This is a genomic window from Sinorhizobium sp. 22678 (assembly GCF_052044265.1).
In the GTDB taxonomy this organism is placed as follows: Bacteria; Pseudomonadota; Alphaproteobacteria; order Rhizobiales; family Rhizobiaceae; genus Sinorhizobium; species Sinorhizobium meliloti_A.
This window is the reverse complement of record NZ_JBQEMS010000016.1, coordinates 25,737-41,752: the sequence shown is the minus strand read 5'-3', so window position 1 is coordinate 41,752 and position 16,016 is coordinate 25,737. Positions and strand designations below refer to the sequence as shown.

At 63.1% G+C, this 16,016-nt stretch carries 14 protein-coding genes; 12 read left to right on the top strand and 2 right to left on the bottom strand.

The window, feature by feature from the left end; genetic code table 11:
- The first annotated feature begins 16 nt into the window (after positions 1 to 16).
- The 5 genes from ACTJKL_RS21960 to ACTJKL_RS21940 all read left to right on the top strand — a co-directional run bounded on the left by ACTJKL_RS21960 (position 17) and on the right by ACTJKL_RS21940 (position 6,428).
- Positions 17 to 1,417, top strand: coding sequence for an NAD(P)/FAD-dependent oxidoreductase (locus ACTJKL_RS21960; protein WP_440853783.1), 1,401 nt, complete (start codon positions 17 to 19; stop codon positions 1,415 to 1,417).
- A 41-nt stretch (positions 1,418 to 1,458) separates the two neighbouring features.
- On the top strand, positions 1,459 to 3,234 hold the full coding sequence (xsc, locus tag ACTJKL_RS21955; RefSeq protein WP_102762612.1) for a sulfoacetaldehyde acetyltransferase: 1,776 nt from the start codon (positions 1,459 to 1,461) through the stop codon (positions 3,232 to 3,234).
- Positions 3,235 to 3,294: 60 nt separating this feature from the next.
- Positions 3,295 to 4,332 carry a YeiH family protein gene (locus ACTJKL_RS21950; protein WP_440853782.1) on the top strand — a complete coding sequence of 346 codons (1,038 nt, stop codon included), beginning with the start codon at positions 3,295 to 3,297 and terminating at the stop codon, positions 4,330 to 4,332.
- Positions 4,332 to 5,324 (top strand): phosphate acetyltransferase, encoded by a 993-nt coding sequence (gene pta / locus ACTJKL_RS21945; RefSeq protein WP_102762614.1) that lies wholly within the window; start codon positions 4,332 to 4,334, stop codon positions 5,322 to 5,324. The genes ACTJKL_RS21950 and pta overlap by 1 nt, the downstream gene beginning before the upstream one ends.
- Positions 5,325 to 5,669: 345 nt before the next feature.
- The gene (locus ACTJKL_RS21940; RefSeq protein ID WP_102762615.1) at positions 5,670 to 6,428 is read left to right on the top strand and encodes an SDR family oxidoreductase; all 759 of its coding nucleotides are present in this window, start codon (positions 5,670 to 5,672) and stop codon (positions 6,426 to 6,428) included.
- A gap of 180 nt (positions 6,429 to 6,608) precedes the next feature.
- Here ACTJKL_RS21940 and ACTJKL_RS21935 read toward each other — a convergent pair whose 3' ends face one another.
- Positions 6,609 to 7,187: a TetR/AcrR family transcriptional regulator gene (locus ACTJKL_RS21935; protein ID WP_440853781.1), complete on the bottom strand. Its 579-nt coding sequence runs from the start codon at positions 7,185 to 7,187 to the stop codon at positions 6,609 to 6,611.
- A 67-nt stretch (positions 7,188 to 7,254) separates the two neighbouring features.
- Between ACTJKL_RS21935 and ACTJKL_RS21930 the strand changes: the two genes are divergently transcribed.
- From ACTJKL_RS21930 to ACTJKL_RS21910, 5 genes are all read left to right on the top strand, one after another.
- On the top strand, positions 7,255 to 7,632 hold the full coding sequence (locus ACTJKL_RS21930; protein WP_440853780.1) for a nuclear transport factor 2 family protein: 378 nt from the start codon (positions 7,255 to 7,257) through the stop codon (positions 7,630 to 7,632).
- Between the two features lie 37 nt (positions 7,633 to 7,669).
- Positions 7,670 to 7,954, top strand: a complete 285-nt coding sequence (locus ACTJKL_RS21925) for a putative quinol monooxygenase (protein WP_440853779.1) — start codon at positions 7,670 to 7,672, stop codon at positions 7,952 to 7,954.
- A 24-nt stretch (positions 7,955 to 7,978) separates the two neighbouring features.
- Positions 7,979 to 8,341 carry a nuclear transport factor 2 family protein gene (locus ACTJKL_RS21920; protein WP_440853778.1) on the top strand — a complete coding sequence of 121 codons (363 nt, stop codon included), beginning with the start codon at positions 7,979 to 7,981 and terminating at the stop codon, positions 8,339 to 8,341.
- Positions 8,342 to 8,691: 350 nt separating this feature from the next.
- Positions 8,692 to 9,477, top strand: a complete 786-nt coding sequence (locus ACTJKL_RS21915; protein ID WP_018098766.1) for a DeoR/GlpR family DNA-binding transcription regulator — start codon at positions 8,692 to 8,694, stop codon at positions 9,475 to 9,477.
- Between the two features lie 79 nt (positions 9,478 to 9,556).
- Entirely contained in the window at positions 9,557 to 12,034 is a 2,478-nt protein-coding gene (locus ACTJKL_RS21910) for a GcvT family protein (protein ID WP_440853777.1), read from the top strand.
- A 15-nt stretch (positions 12,035 to 12,049) separates the two neighbouring features.
- Here ACTJKL_RS21910 and ACTJKL_RS21905 read toward each other — a convergent pair whose 3' ends face one another.
- The gene (locus tag ACTJKL_RS21905) at positions 12,050 to 12,919 is read right to left on the bottom strand and encodes a LysR family transcriptional regulator (RefSeq protein WP_018098764.1); all 870 of its coding nucleotides are present in this window, start codon (positions 12,917 to 12,919) and stop codon (positions 12,050 to 12,052) included.
- 108 nt (positions 12,920 to 13,027) lie between these two features.
- Here ACTJKL_RS21905 and ACTJKL_RS21900 point away from each other — a divergent pair, with 108 nt between their 5' ends.
- Positions 13,028 to 14,698, top strand: a complete 1,671-nt coding sequence (locus ACTJKL_RS21900; protein ID WP_440853776.1) for a Na/Pi cotransporter family protein — start codon at positions 13,028 to 13,030, stop codon at positions 14,696 to 14,698.
- A 102-nt stretch (positions 14,699 to 14,800) separates the two neighbouring features.
- Positions 14,801 to 15,997 carry a 2-aminoethylphosphonate--pyruvate transaminase gene (locus tag ACTJKL_RS21895; RefSeq protein WP_440853775.1) on the top strand — a complete coding sequence of 399 codons (1,197 nt, stop codon included), beginning with the start codon at positions 14,801 to 14,803 and terminating at the stop codon, positions 15,995 to 15,997.
- The last annotated feature ends 19 nt before the right edge of the window (positions 15,998 to 16,016 follow it).

The window sequence follows — 16,016 nt, the reverse complement described above, 5'->3', positions numbered from 1 at the left end:
AGGGCAGGATCACGACATGGAACATCAACTGGCCAGACCGATCGCATCGCGGAAGCCCTTCGATCCGACCTATGATCCGATCCGCGCGCCTAATCCGGGCGACGGCAAGGACTATGCGCCGACCTATTGGATCGGCACGGCCGGCACTCCGCCTGCCGACGACGGACCCGTCACACGCGATATGGACGTCGACGTCGCTGTCGTCGGCTCCGGATACACCGGGCTCTCCTGCGCGATCCATCTGGCCCAGGAGCATGGCATCAAGGCGACGGTGCTGGAAGCCAATGGCGTCGCCTGGGGCTGCAGCACCCGCAACGGCGGTCAGGCGCAGATCTCCGCCGGCCGGCTCAAGCGTTCGCAATGGATCGAGCGCTGGGGCGTCGATGTCGCCAAAAGGCTGCATGGCGAAATCAGCGAAGCTTTCGATCTCTTCCGGGACCTGATCCGCTCGCCCGAGATCGACTGCGACCCTCAGGACGGCGGCCATCTTTATATCGCCCACCGCGACAAGGTGTTGCCGGCGCTCGAAGCCGAGTCGCGGCTTCTCAACGAGGTTTTCGGCTACCGCTCGCGCATGGTCGGCCGCGATGAGGTCCACCGCGACTTCGTACGCGACGAGGAGGCGAGGGGGGCGATGTACGAACCGGACGGCATTGGCATCCACGCGGCCAAGCTCGCCTTCGGCTACCTCAGTCTGGCGCGCAAGCTCGGTGCGCGGGTCCACACGGCAAGCCCCGTTCTCGGCTGCGACTGGAAAAACGGAGCCTATCATCTGACGACGCCGGGCGGCACCGTTCGTGCGCGCGCCGTCTGCATTGCGACGGCAGGCTATACCTCGCCGGACCTGCATACGCTGACGCGGCACAGGCTGATGCCGATCCTCTCGAACTCGATCGTCACACGCCCGCTGACCGAGGAAGAACACGCCGAACTGAACTTCAAGACCCGGATCCCGCTCACCGATACGCGCACGCTGCGCCACTACTACCGGATGTTGCCGGACGGTCGCGTGCAGATCGGCAGCCGCAGCGCCATCACCGGCCGCGACGCGGTCAACCCCAAACATCTCGATCGGCTGCTCGAAGGGCTCTACCGAAAGTTCCCGATCCTGAAGGGGATCACGACCGACTACTCCTGGTGGGGCTGGGTCGATGTCAGCCACGACATGATGCCGCGCATCTTCCGCCCCGACCCGAAGCAGCCGCTGTTCTACGCCATGGGCTATGGCGGCAACGGGGTCATGTATTCCGCACAGGCCGGCCGCCGCATGGCCCAGATGGTGGCGGGCAAGGGCGGCGCCCTCGATCTGCCGATCTTCACGTCGCCGCTGCCGAGTCATGGCCTGCTCACGCCGTTCAGACGCCTCGGCCAGTGGGGCATGTATCGCTGGTACTACCTCAAGGATGAAATTCTTTAGCCGCCCGGTCGGCCTTACCCTCAACGCGAAAGGAACATGACATGAAAATGACGACCGAAGAGGCGTTTGTAAAAGTCCTGCAGATGCATGGCATCGAGCATGCGTTCGGGATCATCGGCTCGGCGATGATGCCCGTATCGGACCTGTTTCCGAAGGCGGGCATCCGGTTCTGGGACTGTGCCCACGAGACCAATGCCGGCATGATGGCCGACGGCTTCAGCCGTGCGACCGGCACGATGTCGATGGCGATCGGCCAGAACGGCCCCGGCGTGACCGGTTTCATCACGGCCATGAAGACGGCCTACTGGAACCATACGCCACTGCTCATGGTCACGCCGCAGGCCGCCAACAAGACCATCGGCCAGGGCGGCTTCCAGGAAGTCGACCAGATGGCTATGTTCGAGGAGATGGTCTGCTATCAGGAGGAAGTGCGCGATCCGAGCCGCATTCCCGAGGTCCTTAACCGGGTCATCGAAAAGGCATGGCGCGGTTGTGCACCGGCGCAGATCAACATCCCGCGGGACTTCTGGACGCAGGTTATCGACGTGGATCTGCCGCGCATCGTCCGCTTCGAGCGGCCGGCGGGCGGCCCCGCGGCCATCGCCCAGGCCGCGCGGCTGCTTTCGGAAGCGAAGTTCCCGGTCATTCTCAACGGCGCCGGCGTCGTCATCGGCAACGCCATCCAGGAATCCATGGCACTTGCGGAGAAGCTGGATGCGCCGGTGTGCTGCGGCTATCAGCACAACGACGCCTTTCCCGGCAGCCACCGTCTGTCGGTCGGACCCTTGGGCTATAACGGCTCGAAGGCGGCGATGGAATTGATCAGCAAGGCCGACGTCGTGCTCGCATTGGGTACGCGGCTCAATCCCTTCTCGACGCTGCCTGGCTATGGCATCGACTACTGGCCGAAGGATGCGGCGATCATCCAGGTGGACATCAATGCCGACCGGATCGGCCTGACCAAGAAGGTGACGGTCGGCATCTGCGGCGACGCGAAGCAGGTAGCGCGGCAGATTCTTCAGCAGCTTGCGCCGGCCGCCGGCGACGCAAGCCGCGAAGAACGGAAGGCGCTGATCCACCAGACGCGCTCGGCCTGGCTGCAGCAGCTCTCGTCGATGGACCATGAGGATGACGATCCGGGCACGGAGTGGAACGTCGGCGCACGCCAGCGCGAGCCCGATCGCATGTCGCCTCGCCAGGTCTGGCGGGCGATCCAGGCCGTGCTTCCGAAGGAGGCGATCATCTCCACCGACATCGGCAACAACTGCGCGATCGGCAACGCTTATCCGAGCTTCGAACAGGGCAGGAAATATCTGGCACCGGGCATGTTCGGCCCCTGCGGCTACGGTTTCCCGTCGATCGTCGGCGCCAAGATCGGCTGCCCGCACGTGCCGGTGGTCGGCTTTGCCGGGGACGGCGCCTTCGGCATCTCGATGAACGAGATGACGTCGATCGGTCGCGAGGGCTGGCCGGCCATCACCATGGTGATCTTCCGCAACTACCAGTGGGGAGCGGAAAAGCGGAATACCACGCTCTGGTACGACAACAACTTCGTCGGCACCGAGCTCAATCCGAACCTGAGCTACGCCAAGGTTGCAGATGGCTGCGGCCTGAAGGGCGTGACGGTCGACACGCCGGCCGCACTCACCGAGGCCCTTGCGAAGGCGATCGAGGACCAGGCCAGGGGGATCACCACCTTCGTCGAGGTTATCCTCAACCAGGAACTCGGTGAGCCCTTCCGCCGCGATGCGATGAAGAAGCCGGTAGCGGTGGCCGGCATCGATCGCGCCGACATGCGCACCCAGCGACCTATGTAAGAAGCTCTCGCGACTCGCTCGGCGGTGGTCGCCGCCGAGCTCACTCAACGGAAAGAAAAGATGGACGCGATCCCCAAAACCGAGCGACGGAAGCAATCCCTGTCAGCCGTCCTGTCGACCTATGGACCGGGTCTCCTGGTGACGGCCGCCGTCGCCATGGCTGCCCAGTTCCTGTCGGAGCATTACGGGGCGCCGGCGATGCTGATGGCGCTGCTGCTGGGGATCGCCTTCCACTTCCTGGCGGAAGAAGGACGTTGCGTCGCGGGCATCGAGCTTTCGGCAAAGCTGATCTTGAGGATCGGTGTGGCGCTGCTCGGCATGCGCATCAGCGTCGATCTTCTGATCGGCCTCGGCGCCGGCACCATTCTGCTGCTCGTCTCGGCGATCGTGGCAACCATCCTGTTCGGCCTCCTGGCCGCCCGCCTGCTTGGCCGGGGCTGGCGTCTCGCCCTTCTCACCAGTGGCGCGGTTGCCATTTGCGGCGCTTCGGCCGCCATGGCCATCGCCGCCGTGCTGCCCCGCAACGAATTCTCCGAGCGCAATCTGATCTTCACCGTGCTGTCGGTGACCGTGCTCAGCACGCTTGCGATGATCGGCTATCCGATCGTCGCCGAGTATCTCGGGCTTGACGGCCAAGCCACCGGCATCTTTTTCGGCGGCACGATCCATGATGTCGCCCAGGTGGTGGGAGCCGGCTTTTCGGTCTCTCCGGAGGCGGGCGAGACCGCGACGCTCGTCAAGCTCATCCGGGTGACGATGCTGGCGCCGGTGGTCCTGATCTTTTCCCTCGCCCTGCGCGGCGTTCCGCAGGAGGGCGCGTCCATCGGAAAGCGCGCGCCGCTCGTGCCGGGCTTCGTCCTGGCGTTCCTCGTTCTCGCGGGGTTCAATTCCGCCGGGCTGGTGCCGGTGCTCGCAAGCGAGGTCGGGATGGCCATATCCAGATGGGCGCTGCTGGCGGGCATCGTGGCCGTCGGCATGAAGACGTCGCTGCGCCGCGTCCTCGAAGTCGGCGGAGATGCCGTTGCCCTCGTCGTGGCCGAAACGCTGTTCATCGCCGTCTTCATACTCGGCGGCATGTACTATCTGGGACACAGCTGATGAAACCTCTCGATCGCATCATCGACGCCGCCAGGAAAGCGCCGCGGCACATCGTCCTTCCGGAAGGCGAGGACCCGCGGATCGTCGCCGGCGCCGTGCAGGCGAGGCGGGAAGGCGTGGCGGAGATTACGCTGGTCGGAAACCGCGAGGTGGTTGCGCAGAGGCTCGCAGCCCTGGACGCAATCCCGCAGGAATTCCGGATCGAGGACCCGGCGTGCTCTCCGCTTACCGATGATTTCGCGACCGCCTATCTGGAGCACAGAAGGAGCAAAGGCGTCGACGAGACCGCGGCTCGGGCCGCCGTTCTGTCACCGCTGACCTTCGCCGCGATGATGGTGCGCGAAGGAATGGCCGATGGGACTGTCGGCGGCGCGGTCGCAACCACCGCAGACACCGTTCGTGCCGCATTGCAGGTGATCGGCAGGGCGCCCGGCGTCGGGCTCGTCTCCAGTTTCTTCCTCATGATGCTTTGCGAGCCCCATCACGCCAGGAAGGGGGCCTTCGTCTTTGCCGATTGCGGACTGGTCGTGGACCCGGACGCAGCCGGTCTCGCCGACATCGCGCGCATGTCGGCCAAGTCCTTTGAGAGGCTTGCCGGAGAACGGGCAAAAGTCGCGATGCTCTCCTTCTCGACAGGCGGCAGCGCCGCTCACGAGCGCGTTTCGAAGGTCGTCGAGGCGACCGGCATGGCGCGGCGCGCCGATCCCGATCTTATCATTGACGGCGAATTGCAGTTCGACAGCGCCTTCGTCGAGGCCGTCTGTCTGACCAAGGCGCCGCATTCGGCGCTGCGCGGGGAGGCCAACGTCTTCGTGTTTCCGAACCTCGACGCTGCCAATATCGGCTACAAGATCGCCCAGCGGATCGGCGGCGCGACGGCAATAGGCCCGATCCTACAAGGGCTTTCACGGCCCGCCAACGACCTTTCGCGCGGCTGCAGTGCGGCCGACGTCTTCCATATGATTGCCGTGACGGTGGTTCAGGCCGCCTGACGCCAGTTTCGCCGCGCTCGTCCATCTCAGGGATCCACAAAAAATCACAAATCGCAAATTGATCGCGTGCATGGTGTCGGTTCATGTAGAGGGCGAAATGCAGGGCCGTCTGATGCACCAAAAGCGGGCTCGAGATTGCGGCCGCCGTGACACCAAGGGGAGGTCATCCGCTTAACAGCAATGACGGGCACCGCGGACGGGGACAATCTTGTGCCCATCAAGGCCAGTTGCCGGGCAAATGCGTCCGTGTTCGGCCCGAAGCGGACTTCTGCTGAGACAGGAAACGGGTGGCGACCGGCCTGAGGGCGCAATAGCCATCTCCTGCATCATAAACAGGAGATGAAAATGGAACTGGCTAACAAGACTTTGATCGTGACCGGAGCCAGCAGTGGTATCGGAGCAGCCGCCGCCAGATTGTTTGCATCCGAGGGGGCAAATGTCGTTCTCGCCGCGCGACGATCTGATGAACTTCAATCGGTTGCTGAGGACATCACCAGAGGCGGCGGCAGCGTCGTGTACCGTGCAGGTGATGTACTGGATGAAGCCTATGCAGGTGTGCTGACCGAGTTGGCCCTGGAGCGTTTCGGCAGCCTGCATGGGGCCTTCAACAACGCAGGCGTGGTGGGTGACATGGTGGCGGTACCTGACATGTCCATTGACAACTGGAACAGAGTAATCTCGACAAACCTAACCAGCGCCTTCTGGGCGGCCAAGGCGCAGGTTCCGGTTCTGAAGGAGCAAGGCGGCGGCTCTATTGTCTTTACGTCCTCTTTCGTCGGGTTCAGCAACGGCGGCCTACCAGGTATGGCAGCCTATGCCGCGTCCAAGGCAGGGTTGAATGGGCTTGTCCAATCGCTTGCCGCTGAGCATGCCAGAGAGGGCATCCGTGTCAACGCGCTGCTGCCCGGAGGGACAGTCACCCCGGCAGGTGGCGAAGGTAATCCTGAAGCTTTAAAGTTCGTCTCTGACCTGCACCCCATAAAGAGAATGGCTTCGGCTTTGGAGATCGCTCAAGCCGCACTCTTTCTTCTCTCGGATCGGTCCCAGTTCATGACTGGTAGTCCCATGATCGTTGACGGGGGCATGTCGGTCCGCCTCTTATAGTTCACAGGATCGGGTGTCGCAGTGCCGGGAGCATCTGCGACACCAAGAGGACCCATTGCGGTTACTGGATCGGACTGGCCGCTATTGGGCAGGCGAGTCGGAGAGCTGCCCCTGATTGGCGGCAAAAGTCCCCGGCGCACAGTTCACGAATTTCGGCAGATTTGAGCCCATCCGACTTCCTCAAAGTCGGACCAGCAACCTATCCAGCGCTTCGCCTACAAGGGCGGGAACGGCCGCCGGATCGTCAAGGTATGCGGCTTCGAGCAAGCCGTCTGATACGGCGACAAGCAACGAGGCAGTAACGGAAGGGGTCGGATCGCCGTCGGCCTGAAGGAGGTCCCGTAGGACACCGTAATACCAGGCGCGCCGCGCTTCAATGGCTTGCCGCACGGGACTTTTAGGGGCTGGATATTCGGCCGCCGCGTTGAGAAACGGGCATCCACGCCAACCTCCCGCGACCACGGCCTCGCTGATGCGCCCCATGATAGCGGCGATCCTGTCCCGGGGAGGCTGCTTCGGCAGCGCTGCGACTGCCGCCCGCCCAAGCCGGTCCTGCTCCTCGATATAGGCGAGGACGAGGTCATCCTTCGATGGGAAGTAATTGTAGAACGTCGCCTTGGCCACGCCCGCCTCCGCGATGATGCGGTCGATGCCGACTGCACGAATGCCCTCGGTATAGAAAAGACCAGTGGCGGTATCGAGCAAGCGGCGGCGTGCGGCGCTTGCCTTGGAATCGGTCGGCGACATGGCTTTCTTCATGCGGTTGACTCTAACAGACAGGTCTGTATACTGCAACTAGACAGACCTGTCTGACTAGGAGGAGATTATGCAAACGATCGAGACAGCCGACATCATGCGCAGGTTCAACCAGGCGTTCCGCGATCACAAGCCCGCTATCCTCAAAGACCTGATCGCCCCGGACTGCGTGATGGAGTCCATTCAGCCCGCACCCAATGGAACGCGATACGAAGGCTATGACGCCTGCCTCGCGTTTTGGGAGGTTCTGGCCGCCGACAGGACTGCTCACTTCGACGTCGAAGACACGATCGCAATGGGCGACCGGGCGATCATCCGCTGGCGTTTTAACTTCGGCTCCGGGGGTTCGCTCCGGGGCATCAACCTGATGCACGTCCGGGACGGCTTGATCGTCGAGGCGCTGGGTTTTTCAAAAATTCCCGGCCAGTCGGCGCCGCTTCCTGAGTGACAGCAGCAACCCATCCACGTTTCAGGGAGCAAAGCTCATGATTATCATAGCCGGCTATACCTGGACCGACGCTGAGAAGCGGGACGGCTCCGTGGAAGCCTTCAAGAGTATGGTCGAACGCGCGAGAGCCTATGACGGCTGTGTCGACTTCTCGATAAGCGCGGACGCGGTCGATCCGGAGCGCGTCAATCTCTTCGAGTGCTGGCGCGATCAGGCCACGCTAGACGCCTGGCGCAAGGTCGCGAGGGGAGGTCCGCGCGGAAAACCCCGGGAGGTAGCCGTAAGCCTTTATCGCACCAACAAGTCCGAAAAGCCTTTCTAGGCCCTGATCTCAAGAGGTAAAAAGATGACCACCGATAGCGAAACTACCCGCGAAATCGTGAAACGCTTCCATAACGCGTTTGAGAAGCACCGCCCGGAAGACCTCGATGATCTGATTGGTGAGGGCTGCGTCCTTGAGAACACGGCGCCCGCACCGGATGGCGCACGCTACGTAGGGCGTGAAGCTTGCCTCGACTTCTGGAAGGGGATTGCATCCTCTGCGAACCTCGTCTTCGAAGCCGAGGAGATTTGGGCCAGCGAGGATCGGGGGATCATCCGATGGCGGCTTCGTTGGGCCGATAGCCCGGCGGACCGGGTTCGAGGGGTAAACATCATGCGCGTTCGGGACGGAAAGATCGTTGAAGGACGAGGATACGTAAAGGGATAAAGCATCAGGGCCGAAGTCAGCGCGCCGGATCGTAATTGGAAAGGGCGGCTTTCGCTGGCTACTCGGGAGCGGACTGTCCGCCATCGGGCCGGGTGGCGGCACTTCGAACGGCGACAATGAAGGTCGCTTGCCGAACGGCAGCTATCGGCTGGGCATTTTCCAGGACCGGAGAGTCCGCAGTCGGCCCCATTTTGGTCATCGCCAACCATGTTCGAGGGTTCAAGTGGGACATCGCAATTGGCTTACGGTGTCACTTCTCCCTCAGCCGACACCTGCATTGTAGTTGCACCCGACGCTTCGCGTTCGTGACGTCTCTTGCGGGGGGCCGCAAATATTGCAACATTGTTCACATGTCCAAGTTGCCGAACACCCGAGCGCTCGCGCCGCGCCGCCACGAAGAAATATTGAGGCGCGTCGTTTCCGAAGGTTCGGTGAGCATTGCCGAGCTTGCCGCCTATTTCGACGTCTCGCGCGAAACGATCCGCCGGGACATGAAGTTGCTCGCCGATCGCGGCCAACTCGATGTCGTGCATGGGGGCGCCACGCTGTTCGAAGCGACCGAGCCGGCGCTGGTCCTGCGAAGCGGGGAAAACGCCGCCGCGAAGGCAGCGATTGGCCGGAGGGCGGCCGAACTGGTGAAGGACGGCATGGTCGTCTTTCTCGACTCCGGCACGACGACGCTGGCCGTCGCGCACGCATTGAGCGGTCCGCGTGATCTGACCATCTGCACCACCGGCCTCGCCATCGCGCTGCACATGTGCCGCCAGCCGCAAGTCCGGGTGCATATGCTGGGTGGCGAGATCGATCCTGCCGAGGAGGCGGCAGTGGGCCTCGACGCGCTGGAGGCAATAGGACGCTTCCGAGTGGACATCGCCTTTCTCGGCGGGGGAGGGCTTTCTCCTGACGGCGAGGTTACCGACTTCACCCGCAACGGCGCCGAGCAGCGCTCGCGGATGATCGCCATGGCGGGCAAGGCCTACTTCGTCCTCGACAGTTCGAAATTCGGGCGGCTGACACCCCTTCGAATACCCGGGTTTCATCAGGCGACCGGTGTGATCGTGGATAGGCCGCCGCCCCCTACGATCTCCGAAGCACTCGAGCGAAAAGGCCCGCGCGTCATCGTCGCCACCGCATGATGTTGCATTTTGTTGCATCTATTGTTGCTTTTTGTGAATCCCTGCCTATGCTGACTCCAGTCCATTGGGAGGTCGGTTCATGGCGCAGGAATTTCCAACACAGGCGCGGGTCGTCATCATCGGCGGCGGCATCATAGGCTGCTCGGTCGCCTATCATCTCACAAAGCTCGGCTGGACCGACGTGGTCCTGCTGGAGCAGGGGCAGCTCAGCGGAGGAACCACCTGGCACGCGGCCGGCCTTGTCGGGCAGTTGCGCAGCCATGCCAACATGACCGGCCTCATCCGATATTCGACGCAGCTCTACAGCGAGCTGGAGGCGGAGACGGGCCTTGCGACGGGCTGGAAGAATTGCGGCTCGCTCGCCGTGGCGCGCACGACCGATCGCATGACCGTGCTGAAGCGGACCGCAGCATCGGCGCGGGCGCAAGGGGTTGCCGTCGAGGTGATCTCACCGCGGGAAGCCGCCGATCTCTGGCCGGTGATGGCGATGGACGATCTCGTAGGAGCCGTCTGGCTTCCCGGAGACGGCAAGGCCAATCCGACGGACCTCACCCAGTCGCTGGCGAAAGGGGCGCGCAACCGCGGCGCCCGCATTATCGAGCGCGTGCGCGTGACTGGCATCACGGATAAGGACGGGACGGTCCGTGGCGTCGAGACCGACGGGGGGAATATCGCCGCCGAAATCGTCGTCAATTGCGCCGGCCAGTGGGCGCGCAAGGTCGGGCTGATGTGCGGCGTGACGGTCCCTCTGCACTCGGCCGAGCACATGTATATCGTCACAGGAAAGATCGAAGGGGTGCATCCCGACCTGCCGGTGCTGCGCGACCCGGACGGCTACATCTATTTCAAGGAGGAAGTCGGCGGTCTCGTCATGGGCGGCTTCGAACCGGAAGCCAAGCCCTGGGGCATGAACGGCATTCCGGATGATTTCGAATTCGCCTTGCTTGCAGATGACTGGGACCAGTTCGAGATCCTGATGCAGAACGCGCTGGTGCGCGTGCCGCAGCTCGAAACGGCCGAGGTCAGAAAATTCTACAATGGGCCGGAGAGCTTCACGCCGGACAATAATTTCATTCTCGGAGAGGCACCGGAACTGCGGAATTTCTATGTAGGCGCCGGGTTCAATTCCATGGGCATCGCCAGCGCCGGCGGCGCCGGGCGGGCTCTTGCCGAGTGGATCGTCAACGGTGCGCCGACAATGGATCTCTCGCCGGTCGACATTCGCCGCTTCGCGAGCTTCAACAACAATCCGCGCTGGCTGCACGACCGGGTGAAGGAAACGCTCGGACTGCACTATGCCATGCCATGGCCGAACCGCGAGCTGCTCACAGCGCGACCCTTCCGGCGCTCGCCGCTCTACGACCGGCTTGCCTCCAAGGGTGCATGCTTCGGCTCGAAGATGGGCTGGGAGCGCGCGAACTGGTTTGCCGAAGCAGGCCAAATACCGGAAACGGACTATGCCTTCGGTCGGCAGAACTGGCATGAGGCGGTAAAGCGAGAGATGAACGCGGCGCGACAAGCTGCTGGGATATTTGATCAAACTTCATTTGCCAAATTTCTCGTGCAGGGGCCCGACGCAGCGAAGGCGCTCAACCGCATCTGCGCCGCGGACGTCGATGTCGAGGTCGGCCGGTCGGTCTATACGGGCATGCTCAACGAACGGGGCGGCTACGAAAGCGACCTGACGGTGATGCGGCTCGCCGTTGACCGGTTCCTCATCGTCACCGGATCCGCGCAGGCGGTGCACGACGCCGACTGGATCCGCAGGAACACCTCACCGGACGCCCACGTCACCCTCACCGACGTGACCTCGGGTTACGCGGTGCTGGCCCTGATGGGACCGAACGCACGCGACATACTCGGGCGGATCACGTCCGCCGATCTCTCGAATGCAGGCTTTCCCTTTGCGACCATCCGCGAGATCGACATCGGCTATGCGACGGCCTACGCCAACCGAATGACCTATGTCGGCGAACTCGGCTGGGAACTGATCGTGCCCAGTGAATTTGCCGTGGGCGTTTACGAGGCATTGCACCAGGCGGGGCGCGATCTCGGGCTCGTCGATTGCGGCTATTACGCTCTCGAGGCGCTCCGCATCGAGAAAGGCTTTCGCGCCTGGAGCCGCGAATTGACGCCTGACATCAATCCTCACGAAGCGGGGCTCGCCTTCGCCGTATCGTTCGGCAAGCCGGGCGGATTCATCGGCCGCGAGGCTTTGATCCGGGCAAAGCAGGTCGGCGCCCCCGTCAGACGCATCGTGCAATTCACCTTGGATGATCCCGAGCCGATGCTTTGGGGCGGGGAACTCATCCTGCGTGACGGCAAACCTGTCGGCGAAGTCCGCTCAGCCGCCTATGGCCACACGCTCGGGCGTTCGGTTGCGCTCGGCCTCATAGAGCATGGAGAAGGGGTCGACCGCGAGTTCATCGCAAGCGGGAGTTTCCAGATCGACCTTGCCGGTGAGCGTCACCCGGCGACCGCTCACCTGAAGTGCCCCTACGATCCGAAGTCAGAACGCGTGCGGGCGGATGCCGGGGAGCCGCGAGCCGCCGCCTGAAGCGGGCAGCTCCATTCACCTCTCCGCCAGCGAGCGGGCAATTTCGAAGAAGGCGCGCACGAGCTTTCCGCCGCTGCGCTCCTTCAGGCAGATCAATGCCTCGTCCATCAGCATTTCGGCGCCGACGATCTCGATCGGCGCGAGACGTCCGTCCCGGCCGAATTCCGCGGCTGAGACGAAGCCCACCCCGGCACCGGCCGCGACGATCTCCCGCACGGCCTCCCGGCCCTCCGCTTCGATGGCCGGCTTCAGGGTGACGCCTGCGGCGGCCGCGAAATCCTCGAGCTTCTGCCGCGTCTTCGAACCGCGTTCCCGCATCACCAGCGGCTGGCCCGAGAGTTCCTCGAGACTGACTGTGCTTCGCCGGGCGATAGGATGTTCGCTCGACGCGAAAGCGATGATCGGCGTCGAGTTCAGCTTGACGATGTCGAACTCCCGGCTCTCGGGAACCTCGCCGAGCACGCCGATGTCGGCCTCGTAGGAATAGAGGCTGGTGATGACCGTTTCCGTGTTGCCGGCCCTCAGCGAGATCTGAACCGACGGATATTTCTGACGAAAGGCAGCAAGGATGTGAAGAAGATGGTGGGCGGCATCGGCGACGATGCGAAGCGTGCCGGCCCGCAATGCGCGCGATTCCGATAGCAGATCGAGCGCCTGCTGCTCGGTGTCGAACATGCGTCGGGTGATCTCCAACAGCTGGTGACCGGCCTGGGTCAGCGTCACCTGCTTCTTGTTCCGGTTGAAGAGGAGCACGTCATATTCCTCTTCCAGCTTGCGGACCTGATCCGACACGGCCGGCTGCGTGAGGAACAGCGCCTCTGCTGCACGGGAGAAGCCTCCACAAACTGCAACATTGTGGAACGCGCGAAGCTGGACGTACCGCATGGCCTCTCCCAATCATAAGCTGACCTAATCAAACGATAGAAACGAACGATTGATTTATGTAAAGGGAAAAGTGACGGTCGTCGGATCGATATTCCGGAGAGATTGAAGATGGCTCTCGTTACTCTCTCGCTGCATCTGGCCGGCGCGACCGTGCTGCTGCTCTACGCGGTGCATCTCGTCCGCAGCGGCGTCGAGAACGCCTATGGCACGTCGTTGAAGCGTGTGCTGGCGAGGGGAGGGAAGCGCCGCATCTACGCCGCCGCGAGCGGCACGGTCCTTGCGGTCCTGCTGCAGAGCTCCACCGCGGTGGCGATGCTCGCCTCCGGTCTTTCGGCAAGCGGCTATCTTACGCTGAACACCAGCCTTGCCGTTCTGTTGGGAGCGGATTTCGGCTCGGCGCTGGTGGTTCGCGTTCTTTCCTTCGACCTGGGCTGGCTGTCGCCGCTCCTGCTTGCGGCCGGCGGACTGCTTTACCTGAAGGGCAGAAGCGACAAGCCCCGCGAGCTCGGCCGCATGCTGCTCGGCATCGGCTTCGTCCTCACGTCGCTGAAGCTGATCGGCGAGGCGACCTTGCCGTTGAAACAGAGCGACGTGTTGCCCGCCATCGTCGGCTATCTCGCGGAGGACCATGTGACGGCCTTCGCGGCGGCGATGCTCTTCACCTGGATCGTGCATTCGAGCGTCGCGGTCCTGATCCTCATCCTGGGTTTCGCCGCGCAGGGGCTTCTGCCCGTCGAGGCAGGCCTGCCGCTGATTCTCGGCGCCAATCTCGGCAGCGGGTTGATCGCCATGTGGCTGACGCGCGGGTTTTCAGCCGAGGCGCGGCGCGTCGCGGCCGGCAATCTCCTTTTCCGGGCCTCCGGCGCCTTGATCGCCTTGCCGGCGATCGGCCCCTTGTCGGCAGAACTTCGACATCTTGGCGCAACCCCGGCGGAGCAGCTCGTCCATTTTCATCTGGCCTTCAACGCCTGCCTCGCGATCCTTTGCCTGCCGCTTTCGCAGCTTGCCGCCGGCGCCGTTACTTCTCTCATCAAATCGGATCTCAAGAGCTCCGAAGACGGCGACACGCTTGCGCGAAGAATCAGCGCGCTGGACCGGACTCTGCTCGACAGCCCCGACACGGCCCTCGCCGCCGCGACGCGCGAGGTGCTGTTCATGGGCGAGGTGGTCGAGCGGATGCTCTGTCCGGTGATGGAGCTCCTGGAGCATCCGAGCCCGGCGAAGATCGAGGAAATCCGCCGGCTCGACGGATATGTCAATCGCGCCCACCGCGACATCAAGCTCTATCTCGCAGCAATCCATCGCGGCGTGCTCGATGAGCGTCAGTCGCGGCGGGGTGTCGAACTCATCGACATCGCCATCAATCTCGAACATGCCGGCGACATCGTGTCCAAGACCCTGGTCGAAATCGCCCGCGACAAGCTGGAAAACGGCAACAAGTTCTCCGACGAGGGCTGGACCGAGCTCAAGGTGCTTCACGCCAGCGTGCGCGACAACATGCGTCTCGCTTTCAACCTGCTGGTGTCGGATGACCCGGCGATGGCGCGAAAGCTCGTCCGGGAGAAGGAGCGGGTACGCGCGCTCGTACGGGAAAGTCACGAACGGCATCTGGCGCGATTGCGGGCAGGGCGCCCGGAAAGCGTCGAGTCCAGCAACATGCACCTCGAAGTCGCACGGGCGCTCAAGGAGGTGAACTCCCTTCTCGCCACACTCGCCTATCCAATCCTGAAACAGCGAGGGGATCTGCTCGAGAGCCGTCTTGCGCTTGTGAAAGGATGATAAGCCAAATCTATGAATGGATATGAAATATCGATTTTACAGATACATATGGGATCGCCATCCTCGCCCATGTCCCGGCAGTTCTCAAAGGAGAGAAACCAGATGCCCGCAGATGCAAAGACGAATGAAGTTCTCGAAGCGCCGAGATTGGGCGAGCCGTACCTGCTGACGCCTGGGCCGTTGACCACCGCCTTTTCCGTAAAGGAGGCCATGCTGCGCGACTGGGGGTCCTGGGACGGCGACTTCCGGGGCATGACGGCCGAGTTGCGTCGCGAACTGCTTGCTATTGCGGGAGACGAAAGCGGCGAATACGACTGCGTCCCCATGCAGGGGAGCGGCTCCTTCTCGGTGGAAGCCATGCTCGGCAGCTTCATTCCCCGCGAGGGCAAGGTTCTGGTGCTGATGAACGGGGCCTACGGTCAGCGCATCGGCCAGACGCTCAAATATCTCGGCCGCACGCACGTCTCGATCGACAAGGGCGACTATATGCCCCCGCGCGGCAGCGAGGTGGCGGCCGCTCTCGACGCAGATCCGGCAATCACCCATGTCGTGGCCGTCCATTGCGAGACGAGCTCGGGCATTCTCAATCCCCTCAAGGAAATTTCCGAGGCAGTCTACAGTCGCGGCCGCAAGCTGCTGGTCGACAGCATGAGCGCCTTCGGCGCTGTGCCCGCCGGTGTCGATGACTTCCGCTACGAGGCGATCGTTTCCTCCGCCAACAAATGCATCGAAGGCGTTCCGGGTTTCGGGTTCGTCATCGCGCGCAAGTCGGAACTGGAGGCTGCGAAGGATCGCAGCCATTCCTTGAGTCTCGACGTCCATGCGCAATGGGCCTACATGAACAAGACGGGACAATGGCGCTTTACTCCGCCGACCCATGTGGTCGCCGCCTTTCTCGAGGCGCTGCGGCTGCATCGCAAGGAAGGCGGCGTTGCCGGACGCGGCGCGCGCTACGCGAACAACCGCGACGTCATGGTCGCCGGCATGCGCCAGCTCGGCTTCGAGACACTGCTAGGCGACGAGTGGCTCTCGCCGATTATCGTGACCTTCTTCAGCCCCGCCCATCCGAACTTCAATTTCGAGCGCTTCTACGAATTGATGAAGGCGAGGGGCTTCATCATCTATCCCGGCAAGCTCACCGTCGTCGACAGCTTCCGGATCGGCTGCATCGGCCAGATGGACGCGCAGGTGATGGAAAAGGTGGTTGCCGCCGCCGCCGAGAGCCTTGCGCAAATGGGCGTCGACACCGCCACCCCACCGGCGCTTGCGCTCGCCGAGCGCGCCCGCCTCGCCGCCTGACCGATCCCCCTCCAGGAGC

Excerpts from the sequence above, each read along its gene's own strand:
- ACTJKL_RS21960 (WP_440853783.1), top strand. The coding sequence starts at position 17 with ATGGAACATCAACTGGCCAGACCGATCGCATCGCGGAAGCCCTTCGAT.
- xsc (WP_102762612.1), top strand. The coding sequence starts at position 1,459 with ATGAAAATGACGACCGAAGAGGCGTTTGTAAAAGTCCTGCAGATGCAT.
- ACTJKL_RS21950 (WP_440853782.1), top strand. The coding sequence starts at position 3,295 with ATGGACGCGATCCCCAAAACCGAGCGACGGAAGCAATCCCTGTCAGCC.
- pta (WP_102762614.1), top strand. The coding sequence starts at position 4,332 with ATGAAACCTCTCGATCGCATCATCGACGCCGCCAGGAAAGCGCCGCGG.
- ACTJKL_RS21940 (WP_102762615.1), top strand. The coding sequence starts at position 5,670 with ATGGAACTGGCTAACAAGACTTTGATCGTGACCGGAGCCAGCAGTGGT.
- ACTJKL_RS21935 (WP_440853781.1), bottom strand. The coding sequence starts at position 7,187 with ATGAAGAAAGCCATGTCGCCGACCGATTCCAAGGCAAGCGCCGCACGC.
- ACTJKL_RS21930 (WP_440853780.1), top strand. The coding sequence starts at position 7,255 with ATGCAAACGATCGAGACAGCCGACATCATGCGCAGGTTCAACCAGGCG.
- ACTJKL_RS21925 (WP_440853779.1), top strand. The coding sequence starts at position 7,670 with ATGATTATCATAGCCGGCTATACCTGGACCGACGCTGAGAAGCGGGAC.
- ACTJKL_RS21920 (WP_440853778.1), top strand. The coding sequence starts at position 7,979 with ATGACCACCGATAGCGAAACTACCCGCGAAATCGTGAAACGCTTCCAT.
- ACTJKL_RS21915 (WP_018098766.1), top strand. The coding sequence starts at position 8,692 with ATGTCCAAGTTGCCGAACACCCGAGCGCTCGCGCCGCGCCGCCACGAA.
- ACTJKL_RS21910 (WP_440853777.1), top strand. The coding sequence starts at position 9,557 with ATGGCGCAGGAATTTCCAACACAGGCGCGGGTCGTCATCATCGGCGGC.
- ACTJKL_RS21905 (WP_018098764.1), bottom strand. The coding sequence starts at position 12,919 with ATGCGGTACGTCCAGCTTCGCGCGTTCCACAATGTTGCAGTTTGTGGA.
- ACTJKL_RS21900 (WP_440853776.1), top strand. The coding sequence starts at position 13,028 with ATGGCTCTCGTTACTCTCTCGCTGCATCTGGCCGGCGCGACCGTGCTG.
- ACTJKL_RS21895 (WP_440853775.1), top strand. The coding sequence starts at position 14,801 with ATGCCCGCAGATGCAAAGACGAATGAAGTTCTCGAAGCGCCGAGATTG.